The following is a 13,594-nucleotide window of genomic DNA, read 5'->3' on the forward strand; positions in this document are numbered from 1 at the left end:
GCGGGCGGACGGAGGTCGTTCGCCCTTTTCGCAGGCGGAGACAGAGCAGCGGCATGGAAGCGCACAACAAGTCGGAAACCGCGTCGGGCCAGTGGAGCCACGAGCGCGTGGAACTCATCAAGCGGACCATCTGCCCCCGAGGCATCGGGGAGGACGAGTTCGCCCTCTTCATCGAGCAGTGCAAGCGCTCCGGGCTGGACCCGTTGCTGAAGGAGGCCTTCTGCGTGGCCCGGCGGCAGAACGCCGGCAACCGCGAGAAGCCCAACTGGGTGACGCGCTACGAGTTCCAGCCCTCGGAGGCGGGGATGCTGGCGCGCGCGGAGCGCTTCCCGGACTTCAAGGGCATCCAGGCGAGTGCGGTGTACGCCGAGGATGAGATCATCGTGGACCAGGGCAAGGGCGAGGTGGTGCACCGCTTCAACCCGGCCAAGCGCAAGGGCAGCCTGGTAGGCGCCTGGGCGCGCGTGGTGCGCGACGCGAAGCTGCCCGTGGTGGTGTGGCTGGACTTCGCGGGCTACGTCCAGCAGACGCCCCTGTGGGCCAAGATTCCCACGACGATGATCGAGAAGTGCGCCCGCGTGGCGGCGCTGCGCAAGGCATACCCCGAGGCCTTCGGCGGCCTGTACGTGCGCGAGGAGATGCCGGCCGAGGAGTTCGAGCCCGCGGCGGAGCCCGCTCCGGCGACGAGCCATGGCGGCTACGAGGTGCTGGGCGCTCGGCCCGGCCCCGTGAAGGCGTCCTTCCCCGCCCTGCCCACGGCGCCCCGCGAGGCCCGTGAGGAGCCGGCTCCGGCTCCGGCCGCGGTGCAGCCGGCTCTGGCTCCGGTGCAGTTCCACGTGGAGGCGCCCCGGGAGACGGTGCGTGAACCGGAGACGGTCTCCGAGTCCGTGAAGGCACGCCCGGCGACCACCTCGGCCAAGGAGTCGAAGCAGGCCAAGGCGCCCGCGGCGTTGAAGGAGGCCCCGAAGCCCGCCGCGGCCCCCGAGCCGGCGGCACCGGCCATCGAGGCCCCGGCGAAGCTGAAGAGCTCCGCCGTGGTGGTGGCCTTCGGTCCCCACAAGGGGAAGACGGCCTCGGAGCTCAGCGACGAGGAGCTGGCCGAGACGATCGACCTGGCTCACGAGAAGCTGATGGAGCAGCCCAAGGCGAAGTGGGCCCGGCCGATGCGCGAGAACCTCGTGGCGCTCGAGACCGAGGCGGAGCTGCGCTGCCGCATCCCGGCGGCCAACGGCGCCGCGAGCTGAGGCTCACTGGAAGTGGGGAGGAGTCTTCCCGGCATGGCGGCACCCTCGAAAGGGGGTGCTGCTGTGCGCCCAGAGGGACTTGAACCCCCAACCCTCGGCTTCGAAGGCCGATGCTCTATCCAGTTGAGCTATAGGCGCGAAAAGCGGGGGATGAAGAAGGGCGGCCAACCGGGATCGAACCGGTAACCTCAGGAGTCACAGTCCTGCGCTCTAACCAGTTGAGCTATGGCCGCCGTCACGACGAACAACCGCGCTGAAACGTGGCGGCTTCCCTACCTTGGAATCCGATTCGGTTTCAAGCCCTTTTCACAACGGAGGCTTGGCGCGCCAGGCGGGACTCGAACCCACGACCCTCGGCTTAGAAGGCCGATGCTCTATCCGGCTGAGCTACTGGCGCCCAACTCTCTCCGCTACTGCGTTACTGCGATATCGGGGCGAGAGGATTCGAACCTCCGACCCCCTGCGCCCAAGGCAGGTGCGCTACCAGGCTGCGCTACGCCCCGACAAAGCTCCGCATTGTTGAACCATCCGGAACGGACGCGCAAGGTCAACGTTCCTGACGTCTGCTCACCCCCCGACAGGCTGGCCGTTCACGAGCGCCAGCAGGTGGGGCTTCATCTTCTGGAAGGCGAAGCCCCGGTGCGACAGGCCCGCCTTCTCCTCCTTCGTCAGCTCCGCCATCGTCCTCCCGCCTGGCAGCAGGAAGACCGGGTCGTACCCGAAGCCGTGTGAGCCCCGGGGCTCGTGGCCGATGCGCCCCTCGCAGCGGCCCACCTCTATACGGGCGGCGCCCCGCCCCGGCAGCGCCAGACAGAGCGCGCACACGAAGGCCGCGGTGCGCTTCTCGTCGGGGACGCCGGACAGCTCGCGGAGCAGCTTCTCGTAGCGCGCCTGGTCGCTCCCCTCGGCGTAGCGCGCCGAGTGAACCCCGGGACGGCCTCCCAGTGCGTCCACGCACAGCCCCGAGTCATCCGCCAGCGCGGGCAGGCCCGTGGCGTCGGCATAGGCGCGGGCCTTGAGCTCCGCGTTCCGCTCGAAGGTGTCCCCGTCCTCCACGGGCTCGGGCACCGGGGGCAGGTCGCTCAAGGCGAGCACCTCGACGGCGTCGCCCACGAGGCCGCGCAGCTCGCGCAGCTTGCCCGCGTTGGTGGTGGCGAAGAGCAGGCGCGGCTTCATGGCATCAGCCTCCGAGCACCTTCTGCTGGGCCTCGGTGAGCTGGCGGATGGCGGCCAGTCCCGCGTCCAGCATGGCGTCCATCCCCTTGCGGTCGAAGAGCTGGTGCTCGGCCGTCCCCTGCACCTCGACGATGCGGCCGTCGCCGGTGGCCACCAGGTTCAGGTCCACGTCGGCGGTGGAGTCCTCGTCGTAGTCCAGATCCACCCGCACCTCGCCCTTCACGATGCCCACGGACACCGCCGCCAGCGGGGTCAGCTTCGGCATGCGCGACATCACGCCGTCCTTGTGCAGCTTGCGGATGGCCAGCACCAGGGCCACGTAGGCGCCGGTGATGGAGGCCGTGCGGGTGCCGCCGTCCGCCTGGAGCACGTCGCAGTCCAGGGTGAAGGTGCGCACACCCAGGCCGGGCAGGTCCACCGCGGCGCGCATGGAGCGGCCGATGAGACGCTGAATCTCCAGCGTGCGCCCGGTCTGCTTACCCTTGGAGGCCTCGCGATGGGTGCGGGTGTGCGTGGAGCGCGGTAGCATGCCGTACTCGGCCGTCACCCAGCCCGAGCCCTTGCCCATCAGGTGCGGGGGGACTCTGTCCTCCACCGAGCAGGTGACGAGCACGCGGGTATGGCCGAACTCCACCTGGGTGGAGCCCTCGGCGTAGCGGGTGGCCGCGGGGGTGAGGGTGACAGGGCGCAGATCCAGCGCCCCACGGTTGAAGGACCGCATGGGAGGCTCCTCGGGTAGGGAAACGGCCGCCTCTCTATCAGGGCGTGGCGGGAGCCGCCACCTTGGGGCCCTTCGGGGTATCGCGCCGGCGCACCTCGGACAGGAAGGAGCGCACGCCCTCGGTGATGGCCGTGGCGAGCGTCTCCTGGTACTCGGCGCGCCCCAGGCGGCCTCCCTCGTCCGGATGCGAGATGTAGCCCACCTCGATGAGGATGGCGGGTGCCTCCACGCCGTTGAGGACATAGAAGGGCGCCTGGAGCACCCCCCGGTCCGAGCCTCCCGTACTGGCGATGAGCTTCTGGTGGACGGCGTACGCCAGGCGCGAGGAGTCCTGGTGCGCCTCGGTCCGCGCGAGATCGTGGAGGATGAAGGCCAGCGTCGAGTCCCCCCGCGCCGCCTGGGACAGTGGGGCCTCGGCGTTCTCGCGGTCCGCGGCGGCTCGCGCCGTGGCGTTGGAGGCATTGGCCGAGAGGAAGTACGTCTCGATGCCCTGGACGCGTGCCCGCGTGCGCTTCGTGGGCATCGCGTTGCAGTGGATGGACAGGAAGAGGTCCGGCCGCTGCTTGTTGGCGAAATCCACCCGCTCGGGCAGCGGCAGCGCCTGGTCCTCGTCCCGCGTCATCAGGACCTGGGCCCCGAGTTCCTTCTCCAGAAGCTCCCTCACCCGCCGGCCTATCTGGAGCGAAACCTCCTTCTCCAGGAGCCCCGTGGGACTCGTGGCGCCCTCCTGGGCGCCGCCGTGGCCCGGGTCCACCACGATGCGCGGGGGGCGCTCGGCCGCACGGGATGACGTGGGCAGGCCGAGGAAGACGAGGATGCCGAGGAGGGTCGAGAGACGGAACACCATGCTGGCCCGGATCGTAGAAGGCGGCACGGCCGACCGCCAGGGGCCGGCGGTCTCCTCACCCCACCTGGAGCAGGAGCCCGGCCAGCGTCGCCCCGGCGATGACCAGCGGCACGAGGAATTTCGAGTTCCACCGGAAGAGCACCCCCACGGCCACGGCGAAGATGGCCACCGTGGCGAGGTTGGTGAGCCCGGCGCGCATCAGCCCGACCGTGGTCGCCGCGATGAGCCCCACCACGCCCGCGGTCAGCCCGTCGAGGAAGGACTGGAGGCGCGGGTGGCTCAGCACCCGCTCGAAGAAGTCGTGGCCGACGAGCGAGAAGGCGAACGCCGGGAAGAAGACGCCCGCCGTCAGCACCAGGGCCCCGGGCAATCCGCCCCCGAGATAGCCCACGAAGGTGGAGAAGATGATGAGCGGCGCGGGGATGAGCCCGGAGAGCGCGAGCCCATCGAGGAACTGCGCGTTGGTCATCCACGCCCCCGTCACCACGGCATCCCGCTGGAGGAAGGGAATGGCCGTGTACGCCCCGCCGAAGGTGAGGAGCCCGCTGCGCAGGCCCGACCACAGCAGTCCCGGGAGCGACGGGTGTCCCCCAACGGCGCCCTGCCCCACCTCCGCCCCACCCGCCCCCATGGGGACGAAACCGTGGAGCACGAGGAACCCGCCCACCGCCACCGCGCACACCCCGGCGAGCGCCAGGGCCGGCAGCCGCAGCCCCTTGCGCGCCAGCATGACGATGAGGCCCGCGGCCACGAGCGAGAAGGCGAAGTGCACCCCCGCCCCCTGCGCGAGCGCGGCGAGCACGGCCACGCCCCACGTCCAGCGGTCCACCAGGACGTGCTGCCCGATGCGCGTCACGCCTCGGACGATGAGCGCCGCCACCGCGGCCTGCACGGCACCGAACACGGCCACCAACCTCGGCGACTCCAGGCCATAGCGGAGGTAGAGCCACGAGAGGCCCAGCATCAGCACCAGACCGGGCAGCATGAACCCGAGCCCCGCCAGCAGGCCCCCCACCCGGCCGCGCGAGAGCATCCCGAAGTAGACGCACAGCTCATGCGCCTCGGGGCCCGGCAGCACCTGGTACACCCCGAGCACCCGGTTGAAGTGCTCGCGCGTCACCCACTTCTCCTTCTCGACCAGGTCCTGGCGGATCATCGCGATCTGCGCCACCGGTCCACCCCAGGCGAGCAGCCCGAAGTGCAGGAAGCGCAGGAAGAGACGGCCCAGCGGTTCCCGAGGCACCCTCACCTGCTCGCCGCTCCCCACCGCCTCGACCTCTCCGTTCTTCATCGTGGTGACTCCTCGCGAGGGGCGGGTGGGCGACCGTAGAGGCGGAAGAGCACCGGCACCACCAGCATGTTGAGGAAGGTGGAGGAGAGCAGCCCCCCCAGGATGACCACGCCCATGGGCGCTTGAATCTCATTGCCCGGCTCGTCCGCCGCCAGCACGAGCGGCACCAGCGCCAACCCCGCCGAGAGCGCCGTCATGAGGATGGGTGCGAGCCGCTCCAGCGAGCCCTGGACCACCGCCTCAGGCAGGGGCTTCCCCTCCTGCGTCATCAGGTGCTCGAAGTGGCTCACCATCATGATGCCGTTGCGCGTGGCGATGCCGAACAGGGTGATGAAGCCCACCAGCGAGGCGATGCTCACCACCCCCGTGGTGAGGGCCACCGCCATCACCCCGCCGATGAGCGCCAGCGGCAGGTTGATGAGCGTGAGTAGCGCGTTGCGCACCGAGGCGAACGCCACCACCAACAGCAGGAAGATGCCCACCACCACCCCCACGCTCAGCAGGGCGATGGTGCGGGCGGCCTCCTCGGCGCTCTCGAACTGGCCGCCGTAGACGACGTGGTACCCCTCGGGGAAGGGCACCTCGGCGGCGAGGCGCTCCCGGAGGTCGTCCACCACCTCGGACAGATTCCTCCCCGCCACGTTGGCCTGCACCACCATCTTGCGCTGCACGCCCTCACGACTGATGGTGTTGGGCCCCGTATCCCGCACGAGGCTCGCCAGCATCTTCAATGGCAGGCGCCCTCCCGCGGGCGTGTCGATGGGCGTGGCCTCGAGCGTCTCCAGATCCGCCCGAGCCCCATCCTCCAGCCGCACCACCAGTTCCACCGCGCGCTGCCCCTCCAGCACCGTCCCCACCGTCGCCCCGGCGAAGGCGTGCTCCACCGCCTCGGCCACCTCTCCCGTCGTCAGCCCGTAGCGCGCCACCGCGTCCCGGTCCACGCGGATCTCCAGCTCGGGAATGTCCACCTGCTGCTCGATGGAGACGTCCACCGCCCCCGGCGTCTTCTCCGCCACCTGCTTCACCCGCTCGGCCAGCTCGCGCAGCTTCTCCAGGTCGTCCCCAAAGAGCTTCAGCGCGATCGCCGACCGCGAGCCCGAGAGCATGTGATCGATGCGGTGCGAGAGCGGCTGGCCGATCGTCACCACCGCCCCCGGCACCTGGGCCACCGCCTGGCGCATCGCCGCGAGCAGCTCCTCCTTGTCCCGCTCCCCCCGGGACATGTCCAGCCGGACGTCCAGCTCCGCGGCGCTCACGTCCTGGGCATGCTCGTCCAGCTCCGCGCGGCCCGTGCGCCGGGCGGTGGCCACCACCTCGGGGAAGGCCAGCAGCGCCTGCTCCACCCGCCGGCCCAGCCGATCCGACTCCTCCAGCGAGGTGCCCGGCAGGGTGACGACGTTGAGGGTGAGCGTCCCCTCGTTGAACTCGGGCAGGAAGGCGCGCCCCAGGAAAGGGATGAGCGCGAGCGCGGCCACCAGCGCCAGCCCCGTGCCCCCCAGCACCCCTCTCGGGTGCGCCAGCGCGCGCCGCAGCAGCGGCTCATAGTGGCGCTTCAGCCAGCGCAACAGCGGAGCCTCCTCCGCGCCCAACGCGCGCGCATTCGGCAGCAGGTACGCGCAGAGCGCCGGAGTGACCGTCACCGCCACCCCCAGCGACGCGGAGATGGCCACGATGTAGGCCAGCCCCAGCGGCGCCAACATCCGCCCCTCCAGCCCCGACAGGAAGAAGAGCGGCACGAAGACGAGGACGATGATGAGCGTGGCGAAGACGATGGCGGTGCGCACCTCCGAGGATGCGTGGAAGATGATCTCGGTGGCCGGCAGGCGCTCCGCCTCCGGCCGGTGTGCGTTGTCCCGAAGGCGCCGGAAGACGTTCTCCACGTCGATGATGGCGTCATCCACCAACGCCCCGATGGCGATGGTCAACCCTCCAATGGTCATCGTGTTGAGGGAGATGCCCAGGGCCTGGAGCACCAGCACCGCCACCACCAGCGACAGCGGGATGGACGCCAGGGAGATGAGCGTGGCCCGCACGTTCATCAGGAAGACGAGCAGGATGATGGCCACGAGGATGGCACCGTCCCGCAGCGCCACGGACACGTTGTGCACCGCCACGGAGATGAAGTCCGCCTGCCGGAAGACGTGCCGGTCCACCTTCAGCCCCTTGGGCAGCGAGGGCTGGACCTCATCGAGCACCGCGTCCAGCCGCCGGGTGAGCGCCAGGGTGTTGGCGTCCGGCTGCTTCATCACCGCGAGGATGACGGCCGGCTCGGCGTTGGCGCTCCCCTCGCCGCGCTTGAGGCGAGGGCCCACCCGCACGTCCGCCACCTGCCCCACGGTGATGGGCTGGCCCGCGCGCACCGTCACCACCGTGTTGGCCAGATCCTCCACGCTCCGCGCCCGCCCCACCGCGCGCAGCAGGTACTCCTGCCCCCGCTCCACGTAGAAGCCGCCCGAGGTGTTCAGGTTCGTCGTCCGCAGCGCATGTGCCACCTGCTCGAAGCCCACGTCGAGCGCCCGCATGGAGTCGGGCCGCAGCAGCACCTGGTACTGCTTCACCGCCCCGCCGATGGGCACCACCTGCGAGACGCCCGGCACGGACAACAGCCGCTTGCGCAGCACCCAGTCCGCCACCCCGCGCGCCTCCATCATCCGGGCCTCGCGCCTCGTCTCGTCCGCCGCGAGCGACTCCTTGTCCCAGGAGACGGCGAGGAAGAGGATCTCCCCCATGACCGAGGAGACAGGCGCCATCGTCGGCGGCGTCACGTCCGCCGGCAGCTGCGCCGCCACGAGCTGGAGCTTCTCGTTCACCACCTGCCGGGCGGCGTGGATGTCCGTTCCCCACTCGAACTCCACCCAGACGATGGAGATGCCCACCCCGGAGGCCGAGCGCACCCGGCGCACGCCCGTGGAGCCATTGACCGCCGTCTCGATGGGAAAGGTGATGAGCGTCTCCACCTCCTCGGGCGCCATCCCGTGGGCCTCGGCGAGGACGGTGACGGTGGGCGCGGTGAGGTCCGGGAAGACGTCCACCGGCATCCGCCGCGCCGTCTCCAGCCCCAGCACCAGCAGCAGGAACGAGGCGGCGACGACCAGGAGTCGGTTCTCGATGGACCAGCGGATGAGGCGATTCATGCGTCCGGTCTCCCCGCCTCAGTGCGAGTGTCCATGCCCGACGGCGGCGCCCGTCGCGGCGGCCAGCTTGACGTCATAGGCCCCACGCGAGACGACCCGCTCGCCCTCCCTCACGCCCTCCAGCACCTGCACCCACCCGCCCGAGCGGATGCCGGTCCGCACCGCCCGCTTGTAGAAGGACTCGCCCCCCTTCATGACGAACACCACGGAGCGCCCGCTGTCGTCGACGATGGCCGACTCGGGAATGGCCACCCCGCGCACCGTCTCCCCGGTGTGGAGCTGCACCTTGGCGAACATGCCCGGCTTGAGCACCCCGCCCGGGTTGGGCAGCTCGAAGATGACCGGCACCGTCCGTGTCGCCCGGTCCACCACCGCCCCCACCGCCACCCGTCGCCCACTCTTCTCGTCCACCGTGAACTCACGCTCGAAGCCCGCCACCGTGAAGCTCGCGCCCGGCGAGTTCTCCACGCGCGCCACGTCCGGCTCGTACACCCTCGCCTCCAGCCACAGCCGCTCGGTGTTGACCACGAGGACGAGCCGCGCCCCCGCCTCCACCACCGCCCCGGGCATCACGTCGGAGAAGGCCACCACTCCATTCAACGGCGAGCGCAGCTCGAAGAGCGCCGCCCCCTGCACCACGCCCCCGCTCTGGGTGCCCCGGTAGGTCTCCCGCTGGCGCTCGGCCGCCGCCACCCGTGCTGTCGCCACCTCGCGGGCCACGCGGGCCTCGTCGAGCTGCTTCTCGGGAATGGCCCTGGCGGCGAGCAGTTCCTCGGCCCGCTTCACCTCGCGCTCCGCCAGGCCCAGCTCCGCCCGGGCCCGGCTCACCTCCAGCTCCAGCGAGGCCAGGTCCGTGCTGCTCGCGGCGGTGGTGGGGGCCAGCCGCACCAGTACCTCCCCCTTCTTCACCGGTTTGCCCAGGTACGGCACCGGGCCGTCCACGGGGAGGCGTCCGGCCACCGGCGCGGACAGCTCCGCTGCCTGCCCGGCCACCGGCTTCAGCTCTCCATTGGCCGCGATGCCTCCCTGGAGCAGGCGCGTCTCGACCGGCGCCGTCGCGTACTGCGTCTTCCACTGCTGCTCCTTGAGGAAGGCCACGGTGGGCTCGCCTCCCTCTTCCGGTGGCGCCGCGGCGATGGCCTCGGCCACCGTGGGGTACACCGGGAAGCGGCCCGCATCCACCGTGCCCGAGACCTGCTCGCCCTCCAGCACCAGCGTGAGCGTGGCCTCGCCCGCTCGCGAGGGCTTCACCTCCGGCTTGAAGAGGCCGTCGCGCAGCGGCTTGTCCGCGACGAAGCGCTCCTCCGCCCCGTCCGCGTAGCGCAGCACGGCGATGACCCGGCCCCGCGTCACCACCCGAAACCCCTCTGGGTTCCTCGCGTCGGTGAAGTGCGCCACCAGCGCCGAGGGCTGCCCCACCACCAGCGCGGGAAACTCCATGAAGAGTTCCAGCCCGCTCTGGTAGGCAGTCATGGACACGCCCGGGCGCTCCGGCCGCGCGGAAGCCACCCCACCATCGGCGTGCTCCTCTCCGACCTTCTTGCACCCCCCCAGGGCGCACACGAGGACGAGGGCGGACAGGAAGAGGCGTTTCATCGGGGGGTGCTCCGCGGCTCGGAGCCCACCGGGGCACCCGCGAGAAGAAGGAGATCCGTCTCCGCCTCGGTGACGGAGACGGACAACTCGACAGCCGCCAGCCGAGCCTCGCGGGAGGCACGCTCGGCCTCCATCAGGAGGTGGAGGTCCGCGCTTCCGCCCCGGTAGGCCGCCCCGGCGATGCGGCGCAGCTCCTCGGTCCGCACGAGCACGGTGGCATGGTGGCGCTCCAGCCGCGCCCGGCGGCCCTCCACCTCGTCATAGGCCGTGGCGAGTCGGATGCGCGCGGAATGCAGGAGGGCGGCGCGCTGGGCCTCGGCGAGCGCACGACGCGCCTCCGCCCGAGCCGCCTCGCCCTGGCGGCGCTGGAAGAGCGGCAGCGGCAGCGAGAGCCCCACCACGTAGCCCGTCCCCGCGCCCGGCTGTCCCACGTCGAGAAGCTGCGCGCCCGCGTTGACGGTGGGCTCGGGAATCCAGCCCCGCCCGGCCGCCCGGCGGGCCAGCTCCGCGCTCCGCGCCTCCAGCTCCCAGGCCCTGACGTCCGGCCTGGACTCGAGTGCCGACACCACATTCTCCCGAGGGGGCAGCGGTCGCGCCTCCGCCAACGAGCCCTGGAGCGGCGGCAGCTCCCCGGAGCCCGGAGGGAGCAGGCGAAGCACCTCGGCCTTCTGCTTCCGCTCATCCAGTACCGCGCCCCGCAGCAGGTCCTCCACCATGGCCACCTCAATGGAGATACGGAGGTGGTCGGACCCCGCGGCCTCCCCCGCCTTCTCCCGGGCGGCGATGGCCACCTCCAGCCGCCTCAGGGTCTCGAGCGAGTCCTCGAGGATGGCCCGTCGCTCCTGGGCGCCGAGCGCCGCCGAGAAGGTGCGTATCGCCTCGTTCCACAGCCGCAGGCGGGCGAAGTCCCGGCGCGCCTCGACGGCCCGCGCCCCTTGTTCGGCGGACTCCGCTTCCAGGCCCAGCCGTCCGGAGAGCACCAACGGCACCGTGGCCACGAGGATGTCCTGCGTCTCCCTCGCGCCATCCCCCGCGCGGGCACTCTCGCGCTGCCATTCGAGCGTGGGGTTGGGCCAGCGAGCGAGACCCACGGCCTCGGCCCGGCCGAGCGCGGCCTCCCCCTCGGCCACCCGCGTGTCGAGGCCGGAGGCGAGCACCCGCTCCACGTACTGCCGCTCGGTGAGCGCGGGCTGGGCGGAGGCCGCGACGGAGACCAGGACCACGAGGACAGCAGTCCCGGACAGCGTGCCCAGCGACTCCCACTCCCGCTTCGTCATGGAACGGGTCTACTTTCGGCGCTCCACACCGTCAATCGCGGGAAGGGCCCACGCGCCCGGCGTGAGCGCTAGCCGACGACTTCGATACCGGGCCGGCCCTCGCCCACCTCGCCGATGAGGGCCACGTCCACCCCGGCGCGCTCCAGCGCCCGGTAGGCCTTGGCCGCGTCACGCGCCGGCACCGACGCCAACAGGCCCCCGTTCGTCTGCGCATCCGCGAGCACCCACTGGATGTCCTCGGGCAGGCCCTTGGGGAAGCGCACCTTCTTGGCCACGTGGGCGAGGTTGGACTTCGTCCCGCCCGGCACCACGCCCTGGGAGGCCAGCGACGGCACCTCCGAGATGATGGGGATGCGCTCCAGGTCCAGGAAGGCCCTCGCCTTGGCGCCCGTCATCATCTCCAGCAGGTGCCCCAGCAGGCCGTAGCCCGTCACGTCCGTCAGGGCGTGCACCTTGAACTTGCCCGAGGCGAACACCTCGCCCGCCCGCTTGTTGAGCGCGGACATGATCTCCACCACGCGCTCGGTCAGCTCCGGCGAGGCCAGTCCGCGTTTGATGGCCGTGGTGGCGATGCCCGAGCCCAGCGGCTTCGTCAGCATCAGCACGTCGCCTGGCTTCGCCCCGGCGTTCGTCAGCACCTTCTTCGGGTGCACCTGCCCCGTCACCGCCAGGCCATACTTCGGCTCCGGGTCCTGCACCGAGTGCCCACCCAGGATGGGGATGCCCGCCTCGTCCGCCTTGGACTGGCCTCCCGCCAGAATCTGGGAGAGCACCTCGAGCGGCTGGTCCTTGGGGAAGCCCACCAGGTTCAGCGCGAACAGGGGCCTGGCGCCCATGGCGTAGATGTCCGACAGCGCGTTCGCCGCCGCGATGGCCCCGAACTGGAACGGGTCGTCCACCACCGGCGGGAAGAAGTCCACCGTGCTCACCAGCGCCATGTTGGGCGCCACGCGATACACGGCCGCGTCATCGTTGGTGTTGAAGCCCACCAGCGCCCTCGTGTCCTTCACCGTCTTCAATTGGCGCAGAACCTGCGCCAGGTCCGCGGCCCGGATCTTGGCCGCTCAACCCGCACAGTTCGCCAGCTCGGTCAGCCGGCGCGGCTTCTGCTCTTCGGACACGGTGGGAACCTCGTGATTCGTGATTCGGGGAATTGGCTCAGGTCGGGCGCACGTAGTCGCGCTTGAGGAGTTGGAGCACCGCCTCGGCCGCCTGCACGTCGTCCTGCTCCGAGTGGTCCAGCACACCACCCAGCGAGCCGTGGTTGTGCACCAGCTGGAGCACGTCCAGCAGCTCCGGCGACAGCTCGCGCAGCGGCGCCGTCATGGGCAGGGCCATCGTCAGCTTCGCGGCGAACGGCGGCAGGTCCTTCTGGATGCGCTTGTACTCGTCGAGCTGGCGCAGCGCGTCCATCAGCAGCGCCTCGGTGGACGAGTCCATCTCCACCATGAACTCCTGGGGATCCGCCGGCCGCAGCTCGAAGTCACCCTGCTCCCAGGTGACGATGCGGTTGAAGCTCTTCTGCGGTCCCAGGTTGTGGTTGTCGTCGATCACCGCGTAGTACACGCGGCCCTGGCGCAGGTAGATCTTCCCCTCGTGCTCGTTGCTCACCACCAGCACGCCGTTCTTCTTCGACGTGTGGAAGAGCTGGAGCAGGTCGGGCAGCGGAATCTCCTCGATCTTCCCCGTCATCGACGAGGCCTTGGTCGAGGTGCGAGCCGCCTGGGCCGCCGCCGCCTCCTCCAGCTTCTGCTTGGCCATGGCGTCGTCGACCTCGCCGACCCCGGCCCCCTGCTGGATGAGCTTGAGGATGGAGGTCCCGATGAGGATGCGGTCCCCCTCCTTGAGCGTCGCCTGCTTCACCTTCTCGCCGTTGACGAAGGTGCCGTTGGTCGAGCCCAGGTCCTCGATGGAGATCTGCCCGACCCCGTTGACGCTGATGCGCGCGTGCTTGCGCGACACCATGTCCTCGACGAGCACCATATCGAGCTCGCTCGAGCGGCCGATGACGATCTGCTTCTCCACCTTCAGCGGGAACTCACCGCCTTGGTACTTGCCGGAGATGAACTTGAGCGCGTACGTCTTCGTCGGCGATCCGTTCGGAGTGCTCACGGTGCTACGACCTCGATGATGAGTGTTGCCATGGCGCCCGATCCGCCGCCCTCAACCCCCTCGCCTCCACCCCGACCGAGCCAGCTGAAATCGCGCCTAGCCTACATGAGACCGGGCGAAAACAAGAATTCCTCACCGCTACGAATCAACGAGAGTCGGCGCTGGCCCTGTTCGTCCACGGGCCGGGAGGGAAGTT

Annotated in this window: 10 protein-coding genes and 4 tRNA genes; 1 reads left to right on the forward strand and 13 read right to left on the reverse strand. The window is 70.6% G+C overall.

Annotated elements, in window-relative coordinates:
- Nucleotides 1–53: 53 nt before the first annotated feature.
- Nucleotides 54–1,244, forward strand: coding sequence for a phage recombination protein Bet (gene bet, locus VF794_RS33415; RefSeq protein WP_331117172.1), 1,191 nt, complete (start codon nt 54–56; stop codon nt 1,242–1,244).
- Between the two features lie 64 nt (nt 1,245–1,308).
- Here the strand turns inward: bet and VF794_RS33420 are convergent.
- The 13 genes from VF794_RS33420 to VF794_RS33480 all read right to left on the reverse strand — a co-directional run bounded on the left by VF794_RS33420 (nt 1,309) and on the right by VF794_RS33480 (nt 13,398).
- Nucleotides 1,309–1,382, reverse strand: a tRNA-Arg gene (locus tag VF794_RS33420).
- 21 nt (nt 1,383–1,403) lie between these two features.
- Nucleotides 1,404–1,477: transfer RNA gene (locus tag VF794_RS33425), tRNA-His, on the reverse strand.
- Between the two features lie 87 nt (nt 1,478–1,564).
- A tRNA-Arg gene (locus VF794_RS33430) sits at nt 1,565–1,641 on the reverse strand.
- Nucleotides 1,642–1,673: 32 nt separating this feature from the next.
- Nucleotides 1,674–1,747 (reverse strand) — tRNA-Pro (locus VF794_RS33435).
- 64 nt (nt 1,748–1,811) lie between these two features.
- Complete coding sequence (rdgB, locus tag VF794_RS33440) at nt 1,812–2,420, reverse strand: RdgB/HAM1 family non-canonical purine NTP pyrophosphatase (RefSeq protein WP_331117173.1); 609 nt, start codon at nt 2,418–2,420, stop codon at nt 1,812–1,814.
- Nucleotides 2,421–2,424: 4 nt separating this feature from the next.
- Complete coding sequence (gene rph, locus VF794_RS33445; protein ID WP_331117174.1) at nt 2,425–3,141, reverse strand: ribonuclease PH; 717 nt, start codon at nt 3,139–3,141, stop codon at nt 2,425–2,427.
- Nucleotides 3,142–3,178: 37 nt separating this feature from the next.
- Nucleotides 3,179–3,988, reverse strand: coding sequence for an N-acetylmuramoyl-L-alanine amidase (locus VF794_RS33450; protein WP_331117175.1), 810 nt, complete (start codon nt 3,986–3,988; stop codon nt 3,179–3,181).
- Between the two features lie 55 nt (nt 3,989–4,043).
- The gene (gene chrA / locus VF794_RS33455) at nt 4,044–5,279 is read right to left on the reverse strand and encodes a chromate efflux transporter (protein WP_331117176.1); all 1,236 of its coding nucleotides are present in this window, start codon (nt 5,277–5,279) and stop codon (nt 4,044–4,046) included.
- The gene (locus tag VF794_RS33460) at nt 5,276–8,413 is read right to left on the reverse strand and encodes an efflux RND transporter permease subunit (protein ID WP_331117177.1); all 3,138 of its coding nucleotides are present in this window, start codon (nt 8,411–8,413) and stop codon (nt 5,276–5,278) included. Before VF794_RS33460 ends, chrA begins: the two co-directional genes overlap by 4 nt.
- A gap of 18 nt (nt 8,414–8,431) precedes the next feature.
- The gene (locus tag VF794_RS33465; protein WP_331117178.1) at nt 8,432–10,009 is read right to left on the reverse strand and encodes an efflux RND transporter periplasmic adaptor subunit; all 1,578 of its coding nucleotides are present in this window, start codon (nt 10,007–10,009) and stop codon (nt 8,432–8,434) included.
- Nucleotides 10,006–11,286 carry a TolC family protein gene (locus VF794_RS33470; RefSeq protein ID WP_331117179.1) on the reverse strand — a complete coding sequence of 427 codons (1,281 nt, stop codon included), beginning with the start codon at nt 11,284–11,286 and terminating at the stop codon, nt 10,006–10,008. Before VF794_RS33470 ends, VF794_RS33465 begins: the two co-directional genes overlap by 4 nt.
- Nucleotides 11,287–11,354: 68 nt before the next feature.
- Nucleotides 11,355–12,407, reverse strand: a complete 1,053-nt coding sequence (gene selD, locus VF794_RS33475) for a selenide, water dikinase SelD (protein ID WP_331117180.1) — start codon at nt 12,405–12,407, stop codon at nt 11,355–11,357.
- Between the two features lie 37 nt (nt 12,408–12,444).
- Complete coding sequence (locus VF794_RS33480; RefSeq protein WP_331117181.1) at nt 12,445–13,398, reverse strand: DUF4388 domain-containing protein; 954 nt, start codon at nt 13,396–13,398, stop codon at nt 12,445–12,447.
- Nucleotides 13,399–13,594: the final 196 nt, after the last annotated feature.

The organism is Archangium sp. (assembly GCF_036389735.1).
GTDB lineage: Bacteria > Myxococcota > Myxococcia > Myxococcales > Myxococcaceae > Archangium.